This window comes from Vibrio sp. QJM3NY_21, assembly GCF_057785975.1.
This window is the reverse complement of record NZ_CM173513.1, coordinates 1,652,773-1,676,151: the sequence shown is the minus strand read 5'-3', so window position 1 is coordinate 1,676,151 and position 23,379 is coordinate 1,652,773. Positions and strand designations below refer to the sequence as shown.

Sequence of the window (23,379 nt, the reverse complement as noted above, 5' to 3'; positions counted from 1 at the left end):
TCGATATGAGCATTCAATTAGATTTAACCACCACGACACCCTGCCAGAACTTCGATTCCGCGCAAGGGCGCATGACACTGCAAAATCACCGAATTATTGATGTCGACAACGAAATCGCTCAGATCTTTGGTTACCGAACCCGTGAAGCGCTGTTATTGAACGTTGAATTTGTTTATGCGTTAGTTCCTGACAGTTACCAAGAGTTAGCCAAGAAACGTTACTTAGAGGCCATAAAAGGAAAACTAAAAAAAGGAAAATTGTACACCGATATTCCAGCCAATGGCCGCAACATCTCTATCTTTTGCCTATCACACATTATTGAACTCAATAGTAAACCCGCCCTCCAAGTCACTATCATCGACATCACATCCGTAGTCGAAGCTCAGCGCAAACGTAACGAAACGGATCGCATGTATCGCACGCTACTTAATACATCGAAACAAGGGATCCTGATCCATAGAAACTTCAAACCTTTAATGGTCAACCAAGCATGGGTAGAACAACAAGGTGCGGACTCAATAGAGCAAGTGCTTGCGATGGACTCTATCCTACCCATCGTACCTGAAGATCAGCGTTCAACGGCCATCAGACGCTGCGAGAACATTCTCAATGGCAATACACCCAACTTTAGTTCCGTGGTGTCTAACCAATGCTTTGATGGCACCCACAAATACTTCAACCTCTATGACAACGTGATTAACTGGGAAGGTGAAGACGCGATACAAGTGATCCTTGAAGAAGTCACCGATAAAGTATTACTAGAAAGGGAGTTGCTGCATCGAGCGATGCATGATGACTTAACGCATGTGTTCAATCGCCGTGCTATTTACGATTGGCTCAAGAAGCCGGTTAATCAGCATATGGAGATGTCATGTCTGTTGATTGATATTGATGACTTCAAATCGGTTAACGATCGATTTGGGCATACAGTGGGTGACACGGTGATTAGGCACTTAGCAGACACCATTAAAACTCACATTGAGTTGTTAGGTGGTGTAGTTGGACGTTGGGGTGGCGAGGAGTTTATTGTGTTCATTCCAAAAGCGAAATCGGCCCATACCAAAATCATCAGCGAACGAATCTGCCACACCTTCAATCAACATACCTTCTTTGGTATTAATCGCCGCGCTTTTACAACGAGCGTGAGTATTGGCGTTACCAACCAGTGCTTGTGCCACTCTGCCAACACCATTGATATACTTATTCGTGTTACCGATGATGCACTATATCGTGCGAAAGCGAATGGTAAAAATCAAGTATCGATCAACGATGATGTGGTTTGCTATGAAGCACTAGCTTGATCGCAGTTCCCTGCTCTCCTTCATAATCCACTGGCTATCCTGCATAACCCACCAGCTCTCTTTCATAATCCAACGCCTTTTTAAGCTAACGCTAAATGAGTCGGCTAACCATACAAATTGAGCACAGCCGCACATAATTAAGGTACAGCCACCGAGAATTAAAGCACATAACTTGATCGAATATTTGATTGCGATTTCGACATTTCGGTATATGATGCGCCACCCTCATTATATCAGCTAACGCTGTAGGCACTTATGTCCGCCAATATGTCAGCTACTATTTCTTCCAACGCACTTTATACCGACCTATCCAGTTACTACGATTTAATGTGTGTTGATATTGACTATCAAGCGCAAAGTAACTGCGTACGTAGGCTACATCAAATTTTCGGGAATGGTGGAAAGACTCACCTCGACTTAGCTTGCGGCACTGGTCCACACGTTCGTCACTTTATCGATTTTGGTTACCAAAGTAATGGACTCGATCTCAACGCGCCAATGCTAGATATCGCTCAGGTTCGCTGCCCCGAAGCCCATTTCTCGGTGCAAAACATGAGCAGTTTTGAAGTGGCAGAACCTCTGGATTTGATCACCTGCTTCTTATACTCAATCCATTACAACGATGGTTTCGAGAAGCTAAAAGAATGTGTTGAGAGCGTACATCGCGCTTTAAAACCAGAGGGAATTTTCTGTTTTAATGTGGTGGATAAAGACAAGATCAGCAATGATCTTTTTGTTCGACACACCACCAATCTTGAACAAGATGATTTCACGTTCAGCTCCGGCTGGTATTACTCTGGCAAGGGTGACAAGCAGGCGTTAAAACTCAGTATCGAAAAGACAACAGCTGGTAAGACGCAAGTTTGGAATGATGAACACCCGATGGTGGCATTCTCGTTTAAGGAGTTGATCGAGATATTGAAGCCCTACTTTGAGGTTCATATTTTTGAGCACGATTATGACAAGCTGTTACCTTGGGATACCAAATCAGGTAATGCTCTGATCGCTTGTGTAAAAATCTAGGTCCGTCGATACAAAACGAATTAGCCAGATTCAAGCACAGACAAAAAAGAACCCGCACTCGCCGTACTCTTTATCGAGCATCCAGCCAGTGTGGGTTCTTTTGTATCAAGCTATCGGTGTGCGAACTCTCGATTAGAAGTCAGCGGTCATACCTAAGTAATAAGTGCGTGGCTCTTCAACATAACCCATGCTCTCTAGCTCTTGTGATACCGCTTCGTCAGTCAAGTTAGTAATGCCTGCGCGTACTCTAACCGAATCATTAATGTTGTATACCCCACCAATATTTAGCGTAGTGTATGCTTCTTGAGTCAAATCAGTTTCGATATTACGCTCACCTCGGTAACGCGCACTAACAAAGGTGTTCAGGTCGTAAGTTGGGCTCCAGTTCAGTTTAACTAAACCCGAGTGCTTGTAACGCTCAAGCAGTTCTTCACCAGTAGACTTATCTTCAGTGTCTAAGAAAGTGTAGTTACCAGATACGCCCCATTCATCCGTTATTTGGAATTGGCCAGTAAGCTCAGCACCTTGAACCACAGCCTCAGACACATTGGTATAAGTACGTTTGCCTTTCACATAGCCAGTTGAGCTAGAACTATCGGCACACCCTTTACCCGATTCAAACATTCCGCCGTTCTCGCAGTAGGTTTCATCACGATCAATAAGGTCATTGATTTCATTGCGGAACAAGGCACCTTCAACGTTCCAACGAGGTTGGCTGTATATCGCTGCAATCTCATAGTTCCAGCTCGTTTCAGGCTTCAGGTCTTCATTGCCATATAAATCACAAGCACCTTTACAACTGTTAACTGTGTAGTCGGCTTGGTTTTGAGTCAATGTTGGTGCTTTAAATGCTTTACCCACGCCACCCTTAATGATCAGGTCATTCGTTGTTTGGTGCACCAAATACACACGAGGACTAAACTCTTCACCGTACAATTCGTGCTTATCTAAACGACCACCGATGGTTGCGGTTAGTTGTTCAGTCATCAGCCATTGGTCTTGAACAAATAACGCGCCTTGATACGCTTCTGATGTGCCATTGACCAAGTTTTCTTTGTTGGTTAATTCGCTCAACTGATAGTCCATACCAAACGTTACGGTATGATTATCACCAAGATAAGTCGTCGCTGATGCTTCTGCTATTTGAGTTAACTCTTCTACGTCACTGCTGTAGTTAGTATCAGAATCCGCAGCGTCGTTGTCAGTCACATTTTCGCGCGAGTAGCGAACTTTTGTATCACCCCAACTCCAAAAGCCACTATGTGTAATCGCTTGGCTCTGGCGCACTACTTGTGTATCTGATTCAATTACAGAACTTAAGTTTTCAGCGGATGACTCACGTTCGTCGTCGCTGTACCCAAAATCAAAGTCGATCGTTTGGTTGTCTGTCGCATTCCAAGTTAGGCTTGCGAGTAAGCTTAATGTCTCTCTTTCTTCTAACGCAGTAATGTCTAAACGATCGTAACCAGAGCTATGCGTACCAGAATAGGGTTGCCAAGCATCACGGCTAGTTTGGTTAACAGATAGGCGAGCAAACAACTCGTCTTCAATTAACGCGCCCGATGTTGTGAAGCCCATCGAGTACTCTTCTCCACCATCACCGTCTAACGGAGATGAAGTGTCCATGCTTAACGTAGAGCTCCAATCATTTTCAGGAGCCTTGGTGATGATGTTGATTGTGCCACCCATGCCATCTGAACCATAAAGTGCAGACATTGGACCACGGATGATTTCAACACGTTCGATTGAATCAGCAGGAATAGTCGATAAGTCGAAGTCGTTACCACGGATGATGGCACTCGCCGAGCTTAGACGACGGCCATTCACCATGATAAGCGTGTAATCTGAATCCATACCACGAATAGAGATCATCTGACGGCCAGCCCGTGTGCTATCAAAGTCAGATTCGACACTGGTTGATTCTGCAACGATGTCAGCCAAGGTAATACCAGGGCTGTCTTCAATGTCTTGAGCGGTGATCACTGACATTGAAGCCGGCGCTTGTTTTAGTGCCATTTCAGTACGAGTTGCCGTAACAACCATTTGCTCATCTGTTACTTGCGCTTCTTCTTGCGCCAACACGTTAGCCGAAAGTGAGGTACAAATAACAGCGACTGCGATCGAAAGGGGTTTACGAACCAAAAGAGGTTTGCGAATCAAAAGAGATCTCTCAGACATGATATTCATTCTTATATGCGATTGGTAATGATAATGGTTTGTATTAAACGACCAGTTACCACTCTTATCAATGAAAGTTTCATACCAAAAATTGATTCTCGTTATTCAATTTTCAAATAATGAAACCAATACATATTCATTTCAATAGCATGACCTCAATAGCATTCACCACCTAGATAGATTGGGTGTATATCTCTTTAAATAAATCACGAACCCAACGACACATAGGGTCATTATGGAAACGTTTATGCCAATAGAGATAAACATCTTCTGATGGGCTTCTGATCGCTTTGGGAACGCGTTTACAAATTAAATCTCGTTGATTGGCAGCTTGTGTCGCAAATGGTGTCGGCAAGTGAAAGATGATGTCGGTCGTCTCCGCAATATCCGCAGCAATATTGAAGTTGGACAACTGAATTGGGATCGATAGTTGGCGCTGCTTATCAATCAAACCAAGATCTTTAAATCGACTTTCGATCGAGAGCTTCTTATCCCCTTGCAGTGAGATTTGGCCAAGTTGGCTATTCAACAAGTCATCAACGGTGATCTCTTTGTCCGCCAGAGGATGGTCCTTGCTCATTAATAACCGATAATCGCGACTGATTACGAACATTCGATACAGGTTTTGTTCAGAACTTAATGGCTCATGCGTCGACAACACAAAATGCGCATCACCGGATAACAGGGGCTCAAAGTGTCGTTTAGGAATCGAGTCGATATCGACAACCATATTCGGCGCTTGCTGGCGAATTTGTGCCACTACTTTAGGCAAAAGGTGTGAAACCTGAGGAACCAAACCAAAAAAACGAACCGTACTATCACTCGTTTGTGGTTCAAACACGTCTCCGTGAACCAGTTTCTCAAGGCGCGTAAGCACAGAGTTGAGGTCTTGCTTGATGACCTCTGCTTTCGGGGTCAGTTCATAGCCATAAGCAGCTCGCACCAACAAATCATCGTTGAACACAGTGCGAAGTTTTTGTAGAGAACGGCTCACCGTAGGTTGGCTCATATCCAGCGCCAACGCCGTGTTAGAAACGTGCTTCTCTTCAAGAAGGTGTTTAAGAATAACGAGTAGGTTTAGGTCGACTTGGGCAAGATTCATTATGCAAATATTCATAACAGAGAAAATTCAGTGTGCGCATAGTGCATCTACCACCTAATTAATACAATTGATAATCACTCTTATTTTGATCTAGAGCAAAATGCAGAACTGAGTTTGAGGTTAGGAAAGGTTTGAAGCTCTAAATCAGAAGGAGACAATTAAAAAGAGAGGCACAATGGCCTCTCTTTGATCGTCTACTTTATATTGCTAACGTTGAGCTATCAGACTACAGCTTTGTCCAAGCATCTTGCCAATATTGGCTATCTGCTGGTGCGTAAGATGCACTTGCACACCAAGCCGTGTATGGCCAAGGCTTACATTCGTATAGACCATTATCGCTGCCGACCACAATGTCACCTGCTGCGTAGTTTGTACCCGCTTCATATGGAGGGTAATCACCTGGAGGAGGTGTTGTACCGCCGCCGTCTTTAACAGCGAAAGAATCGTTTACCATCACCATTTCACCGTCAGATGCTTTACCGACCACTTCAAGTGCATATTGCCCTTCCGCTACATCGTATAAGTCCATGGTAATAGCGCGGCTGTCCGTTAAGTTAACCTGAGTTTGCTCAACCACAGTACCTGCACTGTTGATCACCATAGCGGTAACATCTAACGCTTCATTTGATGTCAGTGTCAGATCTAAACGAACATTGCCGTTATCTGGCGCATATTCTGACTGAAGGCCTGAAACTGCAAGCTCTAAGTCATCACCCGGATCTGGGTTACCACCACATGAAGAGTCTGAAACTTTTCTCCAAACGCCCCACTCACCTGTCGTTCCTGGCTCTTCGCCACGAGTGTACCAACCCGCTCCCCACGTTGAACCGTCGTGAGATACTTGATCACCTTCAACATAAACGGTGTCGGCATCCCATGCAGCAGCACAGTTAGAACCATCCGTCACAGACACTTTACGCTCAGCGGTTACAGTTTGGTTCGCGCTGTCTGTTACGCTATACACAAGCGTGTAGTTGCCTATTTCGTTCACATCAACACTGCCAGTGTGTGTGACGGTGCTTGTTAGGTCGCCATCTTCAGCATCATTCGCCGTTACGCCTGCCATAGCATCAAATGCAGTTCCCAACACAACAGTCGTATCAGACACACCATTAAACACAGGCTTCTGGCTGTAAACCTCTACCGTTCTCGCTTTAGTGGTTTCGTTGTTATCGCTGTCTTTCACTCGGTAAGTCAAAACGTAAGTGCCAATCACACTGGTTTCAACGTAACCTTCAACATCGATTGATGACGTTAGATCGCCGTCTTCTTTGTCTGTTGCCGTTACGCCTTCCATTGGGTCAAACGTTGTGCCGTGAAGAACACGCGTATTTTCGACACCTTTAAGAACTGGCTCACCCTCGACTGGAGGTGGCGTCACTTGACCGTGTACAAACGGGCCGTAGTCTTTAATAAACTGCTCGTTGTATTGTTGACCGTTTTTGTTAGTGCCCATGTCCCAGTTGATAGACCAAGTCATTACACCACGCAGGGGTTGGCCTTGAGTCGTTAAGGTCTCGAACGCGTCGTATAAATCTTGAGGATCTTGCACAAAGCCCGTCGCTGCAGCATCAATGCTAGAAGGAATACCAAACACCAACTTGTCATGTGGAATTTTGTGGAAACCGCGCGTTCCGTTGATCAGAGAATCAGAGATGTAGTAGATGAATTCTTCTTTTAATGCATCGTTGTTTTGAGCAATCCAGCCCACACCGTCAACCCAGATACCGTCGCCACCTTGATTGTAGAACTGTGGGTTAATCCAGTCGTAATAACCTTCTAGATTATCGATATAAGGAACGTACTTACCGCCTGTCGTTAGATACGGGAACTCAGGCGCCATAGTAATAAGGAAGTTTTTACCTTCGGCACGGTAGTGATCTTTTACTAGCTTAAGTGCGTCAGGAATGACCGTTTGGTTGTTTGCTGCGGTTACCGCTGCTTGTTCAAGGTCGATGTCTAGGCCATCGAAACCGTAACGCTCAGTAAGGCGGATTATCTCATCAGCAAAGGCTCTTTCATCACCCGTTTCAAGTTCTACGTGTGCATCAGCACCGCCCAGCGCTATCAGTACAGAACGGCCTTGCTTGTTGAGTTCGGCAATTTGGTCAATAAATTGTTCTTCTGATAACCCAACGGTTGGGTCCAGTTTAAAAGTTGGGATTCGACCATCAGCCACATCGTAAACCTTCATGAATGACACATTCACGATGTTATACATTGGGTTTACTTCATCCAGCGTCACACAAGGCGCATTACCACCTTGGTAGCCGCCACCGTCACACCAGTTGTGCCAATAACCGACCACGACACCAGAATCTGGATTCGTCATATCTGAACCATTCGCATAAACAGCGCCAGACATTGCGGCCATGCCGACCGATACAGCTAATTGTAGAGCTTTACGTTTCAACATTAGTCCCACTTCCTTACTTAACAGCTGTGCCAATCACAACCGAACCAATTCATTGTAATCAGGAATATTTATAGAGAAGTAATGGAATTTATAGGAAAAGATGACCTTTGATTTAACTTGTGATTTTAAGTCACAGATTGAATATCAGAATCAATATGATTTTGACTTTTCATTCAAAATGAAATGCTAAAAGCTGTTATTTTCGGCCGAACACATTGACCATGCAAATATTTAATCAACCTTAATTCACATAGATAATTAACCGAAAATGTAAAAAATCACCAATAAGAAAAAACGAACTTTAAATCGACAAAAATCGATCCAAACACACCGTAATTACTGACCTCAGACCAGATACCATTGCGAGTGACATCACTAAAATAGCTTGGATATAGTCGTCATACATGTGCTAGAGATACACACGTATAACGGAATATAGGAGTGAAAATTTGTGGAATTTTGGATGTATACCTCAGGGATTTTTCAGTTAACCCTCAGCACCAGATGAATAATATGCATCCAATAGTGAAATAAAATTCACCTTATCAAGTTCATTAAGCTGATTAATACCAGCCGCTGCTTTTCTTCCTCCACCCGTTTCAAAGCTTGAGCAAATTTCGTCTGCACCCGTTCTGTTTGATAATGGTGCCCGTAAGCTCACCGTGTAAGACTCGCCATCTTGGTTTTTCGTTAATACTGCTTGCGCTCGGTTTGGATCTTGATTAACGATTTCATTACCAAATACGCCACTGATACGCCTTGCCCAAGTCTCACCTGGCAGTTCAAACACACGTGCGACGTCACTTTCATAAACAGGAGCAAGGTTTGATAGTTGCTGGCGGTCATTTTGATAAGCAGATCGTAGTCGATAAAACACAGAGTTTTTATCATCTAAAAGGTCAAATGGGTTCGGGTATTGATAAAGGGTTTGGTAGAGCTCAACTGGCGTGAAATGCAAATCGCTTAGAGAAGAACCGTAACCATTGTAGTTAACCAAGGTACCTAGCTCTTCTAAAAACTCTGTTTGAGATTGATCGAATCCATTTTCATCCGCTAGCCGCGCGGCCACTGTTTTTAGGTTATCACCAAAAGCAGCCGCGATTGCCCAAGCCACATGCGCACCATTCAGTTTCTGGTTAATCAGCAAGCTCGTGCAGCTCTCTGGCGCGGTATCAATCAGAGTATCCAAATAGCTAGAGTCAGGTACCTCACCAGTTCGATGATGATCGCAATAAAATACATTGATGTTGGCGTCCAGCAGTGAGTGCAATGCAGATAAGTTTTTCTCCATCGACACATCTAAAACGGTAACGGAAGAAATGTCACCTTGCTTACCCGACTCAATAATTTGAGTAACAACTTGAGAGACCAACTTAATATCACGCTTTACACCAGTGATCAGTACACTTTCTTTCGGCTCGTTTAAGCGCAGTTGCAGTAAAGCGATGATGCCGTCTGCATCTCCATTAAATACGTCGTAGTGCATGTTGTTCCTTTTCCGCAAGATTTAACCGTTTACCTGAAACAAACCAATGGCATGGCTCACACCAATACGTTCGTTTCCTCGATAGTCTGCCGTCCATTTTAGCTTTATTTCACAGATACTTAAGTCTATTTTGGAATGCCTTATTCTCATTCGATTGATAAGTCGCAAAAACATTAATAATATTGTATGACTTATATCACAGTAAAAGTACCTATAAAGGTTATAAAATAGACGCCTCCCACTTAATGATAAAGAGACGAATGAACACTACCACCACTCTTGTTTATGACACTTTGAAAAGCCTTGCTGCTCACGCTCCTGAGCAACACGCCGAGATTCGCCAGCGTTTATATAAGCAGTTGAGCCTGCCATTTAATAAGCAGCTCTCGTTATACGCTAATGTGCTTGGTCCAATCAGTTCAGGTAAATTAGCGGGATGCGGCAATATTGATAAAGCGGTTGAGCTGGCACTTGATGTGCTGGAAGGCCGAAACAAGTAATTCCCCCTTTTTAAAAACGTAACATAGCGGCCCTTATCTTCCCCCAGATAGGGCCGTTTTTTTATTCTCGTCATTTATCTAGTTGAATTTTAGGCACAAAAAAGGCGCAGATGATCCACGCCTTTGGTTTAGTTTACTCTAAATGTTTAAGAGGTCTTGAACTGCGCCACCGCTTTATCCATCTCATGGGCTTGCTCTGCGACTTTATCCACTTCAACTAAGCAATGCTGCGCCGAAGCGTTATTGTCGTTCGAGATAGTGTTCAGCTCAGTGATTGAGTCGCTCACTTGTGCCATAACAGCACCCTGCTCTTCAATTGCTGATGCGATACGCTCAGAGTTACCTTGGATGCTTTCCATATCGCTTAAGATAAGCTGCAGGCTAGCATCGAGCTCTTCCGAATCTTTCAGAGTCAGTTGACCTTGTTGGTTACATTCACCAATTTCGGTCATCGAAGCGTTCATTTGGCTTTGAATTGCCGTTACTACACTGGTAATTTCAGTCGTTGATTGGTGCGTTCTGCTTGCAAGAGCGCGAACCTCATCCGCAACCACGGCAAAGCCTCGGCCTTGTTCACCGGCACGAGCTGCCTCAATAGCTGCGTTCAGTGCCAGCAAGTTGGTTTGTTCTGCAATGCCTTGGATGATGTTTACTGCATCGCCGATTTGATCAACATGATGATTCAGCGAGCTTATTGAATCTTGGCTGCTTGAAAGGCGCTCAGATAACTGGGTAATATTGCTGATCGTATCGACCACCACTTCACGGCCTTTATCGGCATTCACTTTTGCTTGATGAACACCTTCAGCGGCAACTGATGTGCTTTCTGATATTTCACCAATGGTGAGTACCATCTCTTGCACTGACGTTGTCATTGTAGAGGTGTGATTTGCTTGAACTTCAAACTGTTTGATTACTGATTCTAGCTCGTCATGCATGTTCGACGTGCTTTGGGTCAGTTGCAGTGACTTAGATTGAGATGCTGCAATAAGCCCTTCAAGTTGATCAAGTAATTGGTTGAAGTATTGACCTAACGTGCTCAGTTCGTCTTTGCCATCAAGGTGCGAACGAATAGACACGTCGTTCGAATCAACGATGTTGCGAATCACTGAGAGTAATGACTCAATCTTGCCGATAATAGAACGGACGATTAACCAACTGAACAGAATGATCGACACGAGTAGCGTGACGCAAAGGATGTTGTTGATCAGCGATAGTTTGTCCATCTCTTGTTGGGTTTGTTGGTCTAATACCGCTGAGAACTCTTTAAATTGAGTTTCGATAGCATGAGAACCCGAACGAGCTTGCCCAAGCAGACCTTCGTTGTGCTTCAAGCCAATCACTCGCTTCTGTTCAACCACTTGGCGCGCAGCATCTATCAAAGCAGTTGAGCTTCCAGCACTAGAGGTAATAGAAAGAACACTCGGATCAAACTCACCCTTTTCAATTAAGTCATTGAACAGGTAAAGCTCGATTTTTTGTTCAGCACTGGCTGTCGCGCTGATGTTATCGAGCAAAGTATGAAACTCGCCTAGCAAGCCTTTGTCACGTGCTAACCCATACACTTCACTCGCTTTTACTAAGTTAACAAAGCTTGTGTGGTAGGTTTCAATATCTTCACGTAGGTGTGCGCTGTTGGCTAAACCTAAATCACTGAGCGCTGCATTGAGCTCAGATTCAGACGCTAAGAATTTATTGTAGTTTACGTCGAACTTGGCGAGGTACTTCATATCACTACGTAATAGGAAATCTTTCTCGTTACGGCGAAGATTAAGTAGTCGCACTTCAAGTTCTTTGGTGATTTGTTTGGCTTGGCTCATTTGAGCGGTGGTGTCTGCAAATTGCGATGTGGTAAACAACAGTGAAATCATGCCGAAGATGGAGAACATCCCCAACGAATAGAGCTTTTTCTTTATATTCATATACGTGGCTCGTCTTTACTAAATTAACTATGAGTATCTAATTGATCGCATCGAAGCATGGAATACAACTCGTGCGACCTGGTTATTGTTATGGTATTTGTATCAGTAATGAGCACCAAATCTAGCGACTGTTCAGCCCACCAGCAGTGACATTCTCAATGGTATTCAAACAGAGAATAAATCTTTTCACTAAAGATAAAAGCATCAATAACACAAATTGAATACATGTACATTAGTTGAATGATAAAAGTGAGAGACAGCTATTTGACGGAACATAAATAGCTTGAACGCCATGGTATACAAGGCATTGAATTAAAAGACTTTGACGCACATTCGGACGCATTATTTATGATGACATTTTTTTGGCTCTCCAGAAGAGCACGAGCGAAGCACAATATTGGAGGTTTTGACTTGGTTTTTAAACAGTGAATCCGTCTATTGATGATTGTACAGTCGAGCGTAAACGGCAAAAAAAATGGACCTACTCAATTCGAGTCAGGTCCATTTTTTTATTTTCTAGTCAATCGCTTTGCAGCTAAAGAGTTAGGGTGCGAACTCAAGGCTGACTAAAACGCTTTTACCATCTTGGTTAGGCACTTCAATAACACCGCTTTCTCATCTTCTTCGATGTCTTGTGTTAGTCCATTAACCAAATTCAAGTGAAGCTGGTTGTGGTGAACGTGTATCTTCTGCCCTTCATCCGTCAAAGCAACCACAATCGCACGACGATCCGTTGGGTGTTCATGGCGCTCAATCAACTCAGCTTTAACCAACTTTTCGATTTGAACGGTAAGCGTACCCGTGGTGATACCCAACTTTTCAGCGAGCTCTTTCATTCTTAACGCGCCATGCATACCAAGTACTTCGATAGTATGTACTTGCGCCAAGGAGTAACCCGTTTCTTTGACAACAGATTGCTCCCACGAAGACATTTTATCGTAGAACTCAGTCAATATTTGGTTAAGCTGTTCTATATTTCGCATGGCTGTTTGAGTGCACTTCAAGAGTAAGATGATTAATCTTATCAAACTTGGCGAGCATTTGTTTATATTCAGAGACGGTTTTGTCACTGTTTGATTCAAGAGTAATCGCCGCTGAGTAGTGATGCCCGCTCACCTTCCACATGTGTAAGTCGGTTACGGTCGCATAAGGAGCTAAAGCTTCAGTGATTCCGTTACGGTACTCATCGTCGATATTCTGATCGAGCAAGATTGGACTTGTCTGCTTCATTAGGTTCATCGTCCACTTAGCAATGACAAATGCGCCAACCATACCCATTGCCGCATCTAACCAGTTCCAACCGTAAAACTTACCGAATAGCAGCGCAACAATCGCAAGCAGCGAAGTTAGAGTATCCGCCAACACATGCATGTAGGCTGCGCGTAGGTTGTGATCATGATGGTGTCCGTGGTGCACACCATGTTTATGACTCTGGTCGCTGTCGTGATCATGACTATGTGAATGACCGTGATTCTTACTATGATTGTGGCCATGCTCGTGTCCGTGATCATGATGGTGATCGCCGAGTAAAAACATACTCACCACATTCACGGTTAAACCAATACAGGCAACGATGATCGCTTCATTGAACTGAATCGCTTGTGGGTTAAATAAACGATGCACTGATTCCACCAGCATCAATAATGCCACAATACCCAATGCAATCGCGCTAGTGTAGCCCCCTAGCACACTGACTTTGCCAGTACCGAAAGAGAAACGTTCGCTCTCGGCATGTTTCTTCGCATATCGGTATGCAAATAAGGTGATGCCAAACGCCGCAGCATGCGTCCCCATGTGCCAACCATCGGCAAGTAACGCCATAGAACCGTAAATAGTACCGGCAACGATCTCGACCACCATGGTGATGATAGTTAACAAGAGAACGTAGAAAGTACGCTTTTCACCTTGGCTGTTATGTGAAGAAAAGTTGTGTTGGTGACGTGTTGGAAAACTCAAAATGGCGTCCTTAGCTCGTGTGTTCAATGTTAGGAGTCGTTACTGATTAATCTTGCTCAAAAAAGTGCTTTGACTTACAAGTAGTTTGACTATCAAATCAATAAATGGAATTTAGTTTGATCATCAAACATTGTCAACGATGAATTTTGAGGCTCTGATTTGGGAGAGTAATAATTTATAGGGAGATCTAATTAGCTCGACAGCCTATTAGGTGGTGAAATAGCTGCGCTTTGCAGACACAAAAAAGCCCACACGAGGTGGGCTACTAAGATCAGAAGGAGTTATTGGTTTTGCAACAGAGTAATCTCATCATTCACCCACCCTAACAACTGCTTGGTGGCTTTCGACAACACTTGGTTCTGCCGAACAATATAGCCAAGGCTCGTACTAGAAAAGTTCGCTAATGGTGTCACTTTCGAATGCAGATGCTGCTTGGTGGATACCGCAAATTCAGGAACAATCGCCACACCAAATCCCGCTTCCGCCCAATCGATTTGAGCGTCGACACTCCCTACTTCCATCACCCTATAACTAGGTAGATTAAGGCTCGGTAAACCTTCATCAATGAAGTCACGCGTTCTCGTATCGTGGCCAAGTAGAATCAATGTGAGCTCTTCGTCAGAGTCTTGGATATCAAACCCATCGCCAAGCGCACACCAAGAAAGCTCCTGCAGTTTAGTGAAATACAATGACTCGTTGTGCTGTTCTTTGGCGATAACAAAACCAATATCCGCCTGAGCGTTCTTAACTAAACTCGATGCCTGAGATGAGGTGGTATTCAAGAGCGTAAGGTCAATGCCGGGATACTGCGCTTTGAACTTCTGGAACGGGCGAATTAGCAAGAATCGAGAAATGATGTCACTTACGGCAATGGTTAACGTCCCTATTTTAAGGTCGTTAATGGCGTTGAGATCGGCCTGACAAATCTGCAGTTCGAGTAGCGTTCTTTGGCTTGTCTCTAGGAGCCTTTCACCTGCTTGAGTCAATTGAAATGGGCTTCGTTCTATCAACTTAATGCGTGTTTGTTGTTCTAGTTGTTTCAGGTGCAAACTCACATTGGGTTGCGTCATGTGCAGTGCATTGGCCGCTTTCCCAAAATGCTTATATTCCGCTAGCGTCACAAACGTCTTCAACAAATTAATATCGAGCATCATATCCCCTCTCTCGTGTTACTTACATCATTCCCTAAAGTAAAGAATGCCCCATCGTCAATCCCTACAGTGAGGAACGAACGTGATAGGGAATCTAGCTTGTAAGTTAAGACTTTAAAGATATATGGAATCCTTATCAAGATAATAAAGATAATTAATTTCTCTTATCCACTTTGTGGGCCTAATATGATTTCTCAATCAGTCAGGAGAAAAATTATGCCATCTATTGTTGTTGTGGGCGCAAACTGGGGCGACGAAGGCAAAGGCCGTATCGTTGATTTTTTAGCAGACCAAGCTTCTGCTAGCATTCGCTTTCAAGGCGGAAACAATGCTGGCCATACCGTAGTAAACGACTTCGGTACATTCAAACTGCATCAACTGCCTAGTGGTATTTTTAATCCTGATTGTACGGCGGTTCTTGGCCCTGGCATGGTCATCAGCCCTGCTGCGCTAACTCAAGAGATTGCAGAAGTACAAGCGGCTGGCATCAAAGTGAAAATGGCGATTTCAGACCGCGCAACACTGTGTCTACCTTTACACGCCCTTGAAGATACGCTTGAAGAAGAGCGTTTGGGCGATGGTGCTTATGGCTCAACACGTCAAGGTATCGCACCAGCGTACGGCGATCGTGTGATGAAGAAAGGCATTCTTGTGGGTTGGTTAAATCAGCCTGAGATCTTAGAGCAGCGCATTCAATTCCTACTTGATTGGAAGATGCCTCAACTTAAAGCGCTATACCCTCAATGTGACTTATCTCAGACTGCTTCTGAAATGACAGAATGGCTACTTGAAGTAACTAAAGCTTGGCGCCCGTTCATCTGCAACGTAACTGAGCCTCTAAAAGCACTGCAATCGCAAGACGCGAACCTACTGTTTGAAGCTCAGCTAGGTGCAGGTCGTGACCTTGTCTACGGTGAATACCCTTGGACAACGTCTTCGAATGTAACCGCAGCTTATGCAGGCATTGGTAGCGGTTTACCTGCCCTTCGCCCTGAGCGTATTATTGCCGTTGCTAAATCGTTCAGTTCGTCTGTGGGTACTGGCACGCTAGTTACAGCAATGGAAGAGCAAGACAGCTTCCGCGAAAGCTCCAACGAATATGGTGCAACTACGGGTCGCCCACGCGATATGGGTTACTTTGATGCAGTAGCTACTCGCAACGGTGTTGACCTGCAAGCCGCGACTGAAATCGCACTAACTAAGATTGATTGCCTATCTGGTCTATCTGAACTTAAGATCTGTACGGCTTACTCAGGTGAACACACTGAGAACCCGATTTGGCCACAAACGGCTGAGCTAAAACCTGTTTATGAAGATATGGCAGGTTGGGATGAAGACATCACTGGTTGTCGCACGTTTGAAAGCCTTCCTCAAGCGGCACAAGATTACGTAACTCGCATCGAAGAGTTGATGGGCGTGCCAATCGTGATGGTATCAGTAGGTCCAGAGCGCGAACAAATGATCATTCGAGCTTAGTTTAGAAGACTATTAGACCCATATCTACATCTACATCTAAGCCCACACTAGTGGGCTTTTTTACGCCCGTCACGAACATCTAAATCTTGTTTTTCTTATTGAGGTACATGTTTTCATCGGAAGACTTGATTAGATTTATGATGTTGAAACTGCGAGAGTCAGCGATACCACAACCATATGAAAAACCGAGTGGCACCTCATCATCACAACGAAAGCTTTCAATGAAGTCATCAAATTCAGTGTGGATTTTATTGATCAACTCAGAAACATAACCAGCCTCTTCTGAATGTATGACGACGATGAACTCATCACCACCGACCCTAGCCGATATGATGTTGTACTTTGAATTGTTTTTTATGCATGACGCAAAGCCAGAGATATAGTCATCACCTTTGAAGTGGCCATAGGTATCATTGATGTACTTCAAATTATCCAAGTCGAAATACAAACAAACGATCTCACCATCGCTGATGTTTGCTTTATTGAATTCGTGGAAAAAGCCCCTTCGATTAAGCAGCGTTGTCATGATATCAAAATGACTATTCTTGTATAAAATCCGGCTCTCTTCTTTTAATAGAATTTCAGAACGCAATAGAGTCGATATGTTTTCAATCAAGCTAACTTGGCTCTCGGTATACGCTGTTGGGCTTAAATCAAAAACCAAGAGCACCGCAAACACTTCGCCATCGATATCTCTTACCGGGACGCCGCAAAACGACTTATAGGCATCCGCCCCATTCGCAGAAACGGAATCACCACCAGCATGACCACTCAAATAAACCGTGCGATTTTCGTTATGCACATACTCACAAAAGAAGCTAATTTTGCTCTTATGTTGGTTACACGATATGTTTGAGGAGCTCCACACACTCTCAGAACCAGAGCAACTCAAATCAGAGATCATGATGATGCCCGCATTCGATGCGTCCATGATGTCTCGTATGTTATCCAATATAGATACCCAAGTATCGACATCGATATTTCTTTGCATCCCTTCAGAAGAGATCTTATCAAAAAGCATTAATATTTCTTTAGTATCAGATGGTTAAACTTAATCGAATATTCATTAGTATACGTTGTAATAAAAATTCCAAGAGCGATAGCTTAGGGTGGTTATTACGACAAAGTAACAACCAAGCCCTACATTCTAGTTTTCTAGTTCGGAAGCATCATTCGCAGAGGCCCAAATTTCTGAACGTCTATTCTTGGCTCTACCCTCTGACGTTGCGTTGGACGCAATAGGTTTACTTTCACCAAATGAGCGTATAACAAGGCGATTCTTCTCTACACCATCCGCGATTAAACCATCCGACGTCGTCAGTGCTCTTTGAAGCCCCAATGCTTGGTTATAACCTTCTGCGCCGGTGCTGTCAGTGTGTCCATCCACCGTAATTGCGCTGCCGTTAGTATTTAACTCGCCTGCAAGTTGGCTCAGTGCTTTGCTGCCCATCGGCGATAGGTTGTGTTGGTCAAAACCAAAATGAAGTCGTGCCAACAACCCGTTAGGCTCTTGGTTACTGATCCAAGTCTTACATCCTGACTGGTTCATACCTAGATTGGATTGACCTGCTAACGCTTGTTTTAGCTCACTGCTGTCAGATGGCTGTTCAATTTGTAAAAAGCCCTGTCTGTGCTGTGCAATGCCAACGACATCATCAACCGTGACACTGTGTTGATATTCATTGAACGCAGTATCGCAATAGGTACTGATACTTTCTTCTGCATGAGCGATAAGACTAAATTGCAATGTCGATATGACGATTGAACTGATCATTAACTTTTTCATATTTTCCTCTAGTACAACTTAGTTATTCCGCTTGTTTTTGAGCCTTTACGGATGAGTTCTTCTATCTTTTCAATCAATTCATCTAGGTTAGATACATCGATGATGTCTTCATTTGGGTCGACAACGCAGTCTTGAAAACCACTTTGCTGAGATGCTTGAAAATCAATACCGATGACACCTATGTATAAACCTGGTATTTCTTCTCTTGCTTTGTCACACATGCCTCTGTCGACTAACCCTTTAAGGATGCCGTTATTCGGGCTTTCCTGCCCATCACTTAAGATCAGCAGCATCTTGATTTTCTTGTTGTAGACTTGCTGATCTTCTTGATCAGAACTGTTCGGGTCACCATCATGAAGAACCTGAGAACCTCTCAATATGCCTTGAAAAGCCGCAGTACCACCGTCTGCCCACATCGAATTAATCGGATTTAAGTCTGAAAGCTTGTTCGATAGTTGAATGTTAGAAAACTGCGATGAATTGGAAGAACCATGCGCGTTAAATAAACTTGTTCCACTCACACTATAAAAATCAGGCTGTAACCCCGACTTATCAGTAAACATCGTCGATACTGAACTCGGGAAATCAACGTAGTTGTAGACATCGGCAACCAAGTAATTATCTTGATAAATCACATCCTGAATGCGTTTGGCGTACCGTCGATTGTCCGATTTTGGATTGGGACAATATGATTGCCAGTTCGCACAGTTGATCACCTCATTTTGCGAGTAGGTACGCCAGTAATCCCAGTTAACATCGTTGTAGGAATAAGGTGATACGTTCGTTTTATAGTTATCTTTATAACTCAACTGGCTTGTCGCCCGAGCTTGATTTCCTGAGACGATCTCCCTAGTTCGAACGTTAAAAGGCACAAAGCCAACTCGATTAAGCAGCTTGTCTCCGGTTGTATCTTCTCCGGGCTCATCACAAACGTATTTCCACTCTCCATCGACGTAGTCCTGTTTAATCGATGTGCAAAGAATTTTGCTGGATATTTCATCGATGGCTGTCTTTAGATCGTCGATTTTGATGTGTCGACTTGAACCCCACCTTTCATTCATTGAACCGGAAAAGTCCGACACAAAAACAATATCGATGTTGTTGTCACCAAGATAAACAGGGTACTTCCTCGCTAACGAGCGTCCCGCTAAGTCTTGCTGCTGATCAAACGAAGGGATAAAGCTACTCGCGAACCAAGAGTCGTGCGTCGTCTTGGCATTCACTGTGTATTGGATGTATTCAAGAACCCCAGTGCCCTCGTCTTCCGCTTGGTGGAACCGGTCGGCAGAAAGGTTGGTTGATTTGATGTCCCGCACGTAGTTTTCGACATACTTGGTCGCTAACCCACGAGCCTGATCCGGTTGATCTTCAATCGTCACCGCTATCGCAGCGGCCTCTGCTGAATCTCGTAATCTGCTAGTCTCTTGAACATAACGTGTGCCTTCAACCGACCAAAAGGTCATGCCCATGATTGGAACAAGCAATAAGCCCATCCACACCGCGGCAACCCCTTGCTGTCTTTGGAGACTGAGATGCTGGCGATTGATATGACGGTCGTGCTGCATTTTCATTTCATTATCTCCCAGGCATGATTGAAGAAGAGCCAATCTTAACCGTGGTGCTGGTACCACTGTTGAAGAAGGGCTTGAACCAAGAGCTTTGCTCTTCACAAAGACTGATTCGGTATAATGGATACACAACGCCCTTTTCTACTGGAGCTAGATCCGCATGCGTGAGAATCGAATCGGTTTGGCAATTTAAGCTTCGGTACTTGCTGGTTGAGAATTCGGCGACATTAACTTTATTGATCAATGACTCTATCTTGATCGCCACGTTATCGACTGGTGTATTGAGCATGCGACTTGCCACTTTAGCCATGTCTTCTAACTCTGGATTAGTTACGGGTAGGTTTTGTCCTGCCAGCACGTCGGCATCAAAATAACGAGTACGCTCTTTGATCACATTCACTAAAGCAAAGCTGGATCGATCGAGCTTGGCACGCACGAGTAGCTGATTGCTCAAGTCTGCCCCAAAGAGGTAAACGCCCCACAACGCGACAAGGATGAACAACAATTCAACGGTAAATGAACCTTGCTGGCGAATCGCGTAAGACACACGTTGTTTACGGCGCATCATTGTCCCACCCCTCGTGTTCTAAGTTCAAAACCATAGTGCTTGATATATCCCTATCCGCAGCACCGGCCAGTTTAATGACCGGGGTATAGCGGTAGGTCACGGTGATCTCGGCTAAGTCGTAATTGAAGTTCAACCCTTGATCAGAGTGTCCCCTGTTCGCGACAAAATCGTCATAGGTTTTGAAGTACTGACCTGCGATAGAGAAACGTGAGCTATCAATTAAGAAACTCCAAAGATTGTCATCATCTTCGATTAACGATTTGAACTTAGTTTCGTACTGCTCGTTGATCCCTTCGCCTTCATATATCTTGGTGTTCCTGATGGTTTCTCTCAGCGAATACTCTGTCATGTTCACAACGTAGATTTGGTAACTTGATTCGAAGATTGCAAAGGTGGCGAAAAACAGAACAAGCGCACCCAACACAAACTCAATCGCTGTCACGCCCTTCTGCTTATTAAGACGCTTCATCGTTAACTCCTAGCTGAGTCAATTCAGCGGCAATGCTCTGGATCTCTTCCGCAGAGAAGTCGCCTTTGAGTAACTTTTTAGCTGAGTCGATTTGCTGGGTTTTCATTAGTGCGATAGCTAGGTTCGCTTTAACGATCTTATTCGCTGGGTCTTCTTTTAAAACCGGAGCTAACGTTTCGATCGCCTGTTGGTACTCGCCATTGGCCATTTGAATCATCGCAATGTTGTTCTTAACAACAACATCGTCGTAACCGCGTAATCGGGCTCGGTTGAGTTCTTGATACGCTTCGTTGAATCTTCCAATTTTGGTGTATGACACGCCAAGCAAGACATGAATTTGACCCGTTGTATTTCCCGCGTCGATAGAGGCTAGATAAGCGGCAATGGCTCTTTCAACGTCATTTTTAGCATCAAACACTTGTCCTTCTAACTGGTACAAATTGGGATTTTCAACACCCTCTTTTTGCAAGTGTTGAACATAGAAGTCTGCCGACTCGGTATCCCCTTTATGAAAATATGCCCATGCCAGTTTCTCTTTTACCTCTGGGTCTTCGGAGCCCTGCTCTAGCTCGGATTTGTAATAACTAATCAAGCCGTCATAGTTCTTCACTTTTTCCATGCTAGTGACGTCGGCAAGCTGCAAGTCTTGTGCTGAAGGGGCCGATTGACAGCCCGCCAACACACTCATCGACAACAAAATGAGACAAAAACGTTTTCCAATCACTCGTCGTCTCCCTATATATTCAATGTCATTTGCATGATGCTCGGCACGAGAATCAAGATAACGATCGGGAACATGATGAAGAGGATCAATGGGACACTCATCTTCGCAGAGAGCTTACCTACCTTTTCCTCAACGGTAAGAATTTGAACTTTTCGCATGTCCTCTGCGAGATCACTTAGCACCTGAGCCACGGATGTGCCGTATTGCAGGTTTTGGATGATGGTCAGTACAAAGCTTCGTACTGGAGGCGTTGGGATACGCTCACTCAGATCATTGAGCGCCTTTTCTAAACCGTGTATTTTCGCAGAATCGGATGTGCGCTTAATTTGGTAGCAAAGGTCTGAGTCAAATTCAGCCAGCTCTTTCCCCAAATAAACCAACGCCGCTTCAATCGTCATACCGGTTTGGACACATACAGACATCATGTCGAGCAAGTACGGCAGTTGAGCTGACGTTCGACTGATCAACATCTTGCGGCGCATTTGAAGCATTGTATCTGGGACGACAATGACGCCAATCAACGAGAAAATAACCACGATCAGTTTGTTGGTGGATGTCATATCCCCTAACAACACCAAGCCTGAAACCAACGCTAATACCAACAACTTGGCCGGAAAATAGAATTTTGCCCAATCCGTGTTGTAATAACCCGCCTCAATCATTTTTTGCTCGAGTTCTTGTCGATGTTCTTTACCAAAACGAACAAAAAAGCGATTTACGCGCGAAGGCGCACGAGTCGAATTATCTCCAATATAAAACGCAACTTTCTTATGTCGTTGCTCTTTACGAATCGAATCGACAATCAAAAACAGTAACGAAAAAAACAACACGATAAGGGAAGCCAGTAACATCATGCGCGTACCCCTCTTACTAATAACCAAACAAGAAATAGGCCGAACAGTTCACTACCCAGCACATAAAACAGTACCAGCCTTCCCTCAGGGTCGTAGAGAACAAACTCCACATTATCGGGATTAACGTAGTTGAGAATTAGCATAAAAATCAGAGGAATAGCCGCAACTATTTTGGCGGAAATTCGTGCCTCTGAAGTCATCGCCATTTTCTTTTTCTCTAATGTTCGAGAGTCAACCAAAACCCTAATCAACCGCGCTAACACACCCTTGAGTTGACCGCCTCTCGCAATATTCGCCCTGATCGTCACGGTAAAAAATAGAAACTCTGGGTAGGGGTAGTTTTTGCACGATCGTTTAAGCACCACTTCTGGCGACTCACCCAACTTCAGTCGGTCACCCATTAACTTAAATTCACGACCAATCGGGTTGTGCATTACATCGCCTACATAGCTGATGGCTTGCATTAAGCTGTCACCAGCAGTTACCGCACTCATTAGAATATTCAACGCATCAGGGAACGTATTCTCAAATTCTGTACGTCTTCTTGTAACCAGGACTCGATAACCGCAAAGGGTAAACACCATAGATGAACCCAGAACAAACCACATATTGGTGATTGATAGCAACTCAACAACGATGTACCAAGATGCGATAATGCTGCCCGTAATATAGAGCGCGATGTACAGAGAAGAGCGTGGACCTAACACCATCAACGTAGGTGACACCGACTCTTTGAGTTTTTGCCAGTTTTGTTTACGAACCAAAGACTTGACGTTAATAGCATTGAAATTTTCAGCTTCAACTTCTTCAATATTGAAAAACTGATTAACCTTTTTTACCTTTGAATCTCGAATCAAAAGCAGCACAAACGCAAAGAGGATTAACGAAAGCCAAAGCAT

General features: G+C 44.1%; 20 protein-coding genes. 4 read left to right on the top strand and 16 right to left on the bottom strand.

Annotation, left to right across the window (positions count from 1 at the left end):
* The first annotated feature begins 5 nt into the window (after positions 1-5).
* Together AC3CID_RS07560 and AC3CID_RS07555 are read left to right on the top strand one after the other, a co-directional pair.
* A complete protein-coding gene (locus tag AC3CID_RS07560) occupies positions 6-1,301 on the top strand; it encodes a sensor domain-containing diguanylate cyclase (RefSeq protein WP_488527214.1) in 1,296 nt (431 codons plus the stop codon).
* A gap of 267 nt (positions 1,302-1,568) precedes the next feature.
* Positions 1,569-2,324: a class I SAM-dependent DNA methyltransferase gene (locus AC3CID_RS07555; protein ID WP_488527213.1), complete on the top strand. Its 756-nt coding sequence runs from the start codon at positions 1,569-1,571 to the stop codon at positions 2,322-2,324.
* 132 nt (positions 2,325-2,456) lie between these two features.
* Here AC3CID_RS07555 and AC3CID_RS07550 read toward each other — a convergent pair whose 3' ends face one another.
* From AC3CID_RS07550 to AC3CID_RS07535, 4 genes are all read right to left on the bottom strand, one after another.
* Positions 2,457-4,502: a TonB-dependent receptor domain-containing protein gene (locus AC3CID_RS07550; protein WP_488527212.1), complete on the bottom strand. Its 2,046-nt coding sequence runs from the start codon at positions 4,500-4,502 to the stop codon at positions 2,457-2,459.
* 172 nt (positions 4,503-4,674) lie between these two features.
* Positions 4,675-5,604 carry a LysR family transcriptional regulator gene (locus AC3CID_RS07545; protein WP_004733932.1) on the bottom strand — a complete coding sequence of 310 codons (930 nt, stop codon included), beginning with the start codon at positions 5,602-5,604 and terminating at the stop codon, positions 4,675-4,677.
* Between the two features lie 226 nt (positions 5,605-5,830).
* A complete protein-coding gene (locus AC3CID_RS07540) occupies positions 5,831-8,020 on the bottom strand; it encodes an immunoglobulin-like domain-containing protein (RefSeq protein WP_488527211.1) in 2,190 nt (729 codons plus the stop codon).
* Between the two features lie 487 nt (positions 8,021-8,507).
* Positions 8,508-9,506 (bottom strand): DHH family phosphoesterase, encoded by a 999-nt coding sequence (locus tag AC3CID_RS07535; RefSeq protein WP_488527210.1) that lies wholly within the window; start codon positions 9,504-9,506, stop codon positions 8,508-8,510.
* A 260-nt stretch (positions 9,507-9,766) separates the two neighbouring features.
* On the opposite strand from AC3CID_RS07535, the gene AC3CID_RS07530 reads away from it, so the two are divergent.
* Positions 9,767-10,006: a PAS factor family protein gene (locus AC3CID_RS07530; RefSeq protein WP_488527209.1), complete on the top strand. Its 240-nt coding sequence runs from the start codon at positions 9,767-9,769 to the stop codon at positions 10,004-10,006.
* A 146-nt stretch (positions 10,007-10,152) separates the two neighbouring features.
* Here AC3CID_RS07530 and AC3CID_RS07525 read toward each other — a convergent pair whose 3' ends face one another.
* The 4 genes from AC3CID_RS07525 to AC3CID_RS07510 form a co-directional block, all read right to left on the bottom strand.
* The gene (locus AC3CID_RS07525; RefSeq protein ID WP_488525480.1) at positions 10,153-11,877 is read right to left on the bottom strand and encodes a methyl-accepting chemotaxis protein; all 1,725 of its coding nucleotides are present in this window, start codon (positions 11,875-11,877) and stop codon (positions 10,153-10,155) included.
* A gap of 617 nt (positions 11,878-12,494) precedes the next feature.
* Positions 12,495-12,911, bottom strand: a complete 417-nt coding sequence (locus AC3CID_RS07520; RefSeq protein WP_017070724.1) for a MarR family winged helix-turn-helix transcriptional regulator — start codon at positions 12,909-12,911, stop codon at positions 12,495-12,497.
* The gene (gene dmeF, locus AC3CID_RS07515) at positions 12,889-13,884 is read right to left on the bottom strand and encodes a CDF family Co(II)/Ni(II) efflux transporter DmeF (protein WP_488527208.1); all 996 of its coding nucleotides are present in this window, start codon (positions 13,882-13,884) and stop codon (positions 12,889-12,891) included. The genes AC3CID_RS07520 and dmeF overlap by 23 nt, the downstream gene beginning before the upstream one ends.
* 281 nt (positions 13,885-14,165) lie before the next feature.
* Entirely contained in the window at positions 14,166-15,038 is an 873-nt protein-coding gene (locus AC3CID_RS07510; protein WP_488527207.1) for a LysR family transcriptional regulator, read from the bottom strand.
* A 213-nt stretch (positions 15,039-15,251) separates the two neighbouring features.
* Between AC3CID_RS07510 and AC3CID_RS07505 the strand changes: the two genes are divergently transcribed.
* Entirely contained in the window at positions 15,252-16,511 is a 1,260-nt protein-coding gene (locus tag AC3CID_RS07505; RefSeq protein ID WP_488527206.1) for an adenylosuccinate synthase, read from the top strand.
* A 79-nt stretch (positions 16,512-16,590) separates the two neighbouring features.
* Here AC3CID_RS07505 and AC3CID_RS07500 read toward each other — a convergent pair whose 3' ends face one another.
* The 8 genes from AC3CID_RS07500 to AC3CID_RS07465 form a co-directional block, all read right to left on the bottom strand.
* Positions 16,591-17,532: a sensor domain-containing diguanylate cyclase gene (locus AC3CID_RS07500; RefSeq protein WP_488527205.1), complete on the bottom strand. Its 942-nt coding sequence runs from the start codon at positions 17,530-17,532 to the stop codon at positions 16,591-16,593.
* A gap of 126 nt (positions 17,533-17,658) precedes the next feature.
* Entirely contained in the window at positions 17,659-18,297 is a 639-nt protein-coding gene (locus AC3CID_RS07495; protein ID WP_488527204.1) for an OmpA family protein, read from the bottom strand.
* An 8-nt stretch (positions 18,298-18,305) separates the two neighbouring features.
* The gene (locus AC3CID_RS07490; RefSeq protein WP_488527284.1) at positions 18,306-19,862 is read right to left on the bottom strand and encodes a TadE/TadG family type IV pilus assembly protein; all 1,557 of its coding nucleotides are present in this window, start codon (positions 19,860-19,862) and stop codon (positions 18,306-18,308) included.
* Positions 19,863-19,872: 10 nt separating this feature from the next.
* Positions 19,873-20,430, bottom strand: a complete 558-nt coding sequence (gene tadF, locus AC3CID_RS07485) for a tight adherence pilus pseudopilin TadF (RefSeq protein WP_488527283.1) — start codon at positions 20,428-20,430, stop codon at positions 19,873-19,875.
* Positions 20,420-20,902: a TadE family protein gene (locus tag AC3CID_RS07480; RefSeq protein WP_017075053.1), complete on the bottom strand. Its 483-nt coding sequence runs from the start codon at positions 20,900-20,902 to the stop codon at positions 20,420-20,422. Before AC3CID_RS07480 ends, tadF begins: the two co-directional genes overlap by 11 nt.
* Positions 20,889-21,590: a tetratricopeptide repeat protein gene (locus AC3CID_RS07475; RefSeq protein ID WP_488527282.1), complete on the bottom strand. Its 702-nt coding sequence runs from the start codon at positions 21,588-21,590 to the stop codon at positions 20,889-20,891. Before AC3CID_RS07475 ends, AC3CID_RS07480 begins: the two co-directional genes overlap by 14 nt.
* 47 nt (positions 21,591-21,637) lie before the next feature.
* A complete protein-coding gene (locus AC3CID_RS07470) occupies positions 21,638-22,480 on the bottom strand; it encodes a type II secretion system F family protein (RefSeq protein WP_488527203.1) in 843 nt (280 codons plus the stop codon).
* Complete coding sequence (locus AC3CID_RS07465; protein ID WP_065205314.1) at positions 22,477-23,379, bottom strand: type II secretion system F family protein; 903 nt, start codon at positions 23,377-23,379, stop codon at positions 22,477-22,479. Before AC3CID_RS07465 ends, AC3CID_RS07470 begins: the two co-directional genes overlap by 4 nt.

What these genes read in the sequence shown, in the direction of transcription:
- AC3CID_RS07560 (WP_488527214.1), top strand. Translation starts at nt 6, where the DNA reads ATGAGCATTCAATTAGATTTAACCACCACGACACCCTGCCAGAACTTC.
- AC3CID_RS07555 (WP_488527213.1), top strand. Translation starts at nt 1,569, where the DNA reads ATGTCAGCTACTATTTCTTCCAACGCACTTTATACCGACCTATCCAGT.
- AC3CID_RS07550 (WP_488527212.1), bottom strand. Translation starts at nt 4,502, where the DNA reads ATGTCTGAGAGATCTCTTTTGATTCGCAAACCTCTTTTGGTTCGTAAA.
- AC3CID_RS07545 (WP_004733932.1), bottom strand. Translation starts at nt 5,604, where the DNA reads ATGAATCTTGCCCAAGTCGACCTAAACCTACTCGTTATTCTTAAACAC.
- AC3CID_RS07540 (WP_488527211.1), bottom strand. Translation starts at nt 8,020, where the DNA reads ATGTTGAAACGTAAAGCTCTACAATTAGCTGTATCGGTCGGCATGGCC.
- AC3CID_RS07535 (WP_488527210.1), bottom strand. Translation starts at nt 9,506, where the DNA reads ATGCACTACGACGTATTTAATGGAGATGCAGACGGCATCATCGCTTTA.
- AC3CID_RS07530 (WP_488527209.1), top strand. Translation starts at nt 9,767, where the DNA reads ATGAACACTACCACCACTCTTGTTTATGACACTTTGAAAAGCCTTGCT.
- AC3CID_RS07525 (WP_488525480.1), bottom strand. Translation starts at nt 11,877, where the DNA reads ATGATTTCACTGTTGTTTACCACATCGCAATTTGCAGACACCACCGCT.
- AC3CID_RS07520 (WP_017070724.1), bottom strand. Translation starts at nt 12,911, where the DNA reads ATGCGAAATATAGAACAGCTTAACCAAATATTGACTGAGTTCTACGAT.
- AC3CID_RS07510 (WP_488527207.1), bottom strand. Translation starts at nt 15,038, where the DNA reads ATGATGCTCGATATTAATTTGTTGAAGACGTTTGTGACGCTAGCGGAA.
- AC3CID_RS07505 (WP_488527206.1), top strand. Translation starts at nt 15,252, where the DNA reads ATGCCATCTATTGTTGTTGTGGGCGCAAACTGGGGCGACGAAGGCAAA.
- AC3CID_RS07500 (WP_488527205.1), bottom strand. Translation starts at nt 17,532, where the DNA reads ATGCTTTTTGATAAGATCTCTTCTGAAGGGATGCAAAGAAATATCGAT.
- AC3CID_RS07495 (WP_488527204.1), bottom strand. Translation starts at nt 18,297, where the DNA reads ATGAAAAAGTTAATGATCAGTTCAATCGTCATATCGACATTGCAATTT.
- AC3CID_RS07490 (WP_488527284.1), bottom strand. Translation starts at nt 19,862, where the DNA reads ATGCAGCACGACCGTCATATCAATCGCCAGCATCTCAGTCTCCAAAGA.
- tadF (WP_488527283.1), bottom strand. Translation starts at nt 20,430, where the DNA reads ATGCGCCGTAAACAACGTGTGTCTTACGCGATTCGCCAGCAAGGTTCA.
- AC3CID_RS07480 (WP_017075053.1), bottom strand. Translation starts at nt 20,902, where the DNA reads ATGAAGCGTCTTAATAAGCAGAAGGGCGTGACAGCGATTGAGTTTGTG.
- AC3CID_RS07475 (WP_488527282.1), bottom strand. Translation starts at nt 21,590, where the DNA reads ATGAGTGTGTTGGCGGGCTGTCAATCGGCCCCTTCAGCACAAGACTTG.
- AC3CID_RS07470 (WP_488527203.1), bottom strand. Translation starts at nt 22,480, where the DNA reads ATGATGTTACTGGCTTCCCTTATCGTGTTGTTTTTTTCGTTACTGTTT.
- AC3CID_RS07465 (WP_065205314.1), bottom strand. Translation starts at nt 23,379, where the DNA reads ATGCTTTGGCTTTCGTTAATCCTCTTTGCGTTTGTGCTGCTTTTGATT.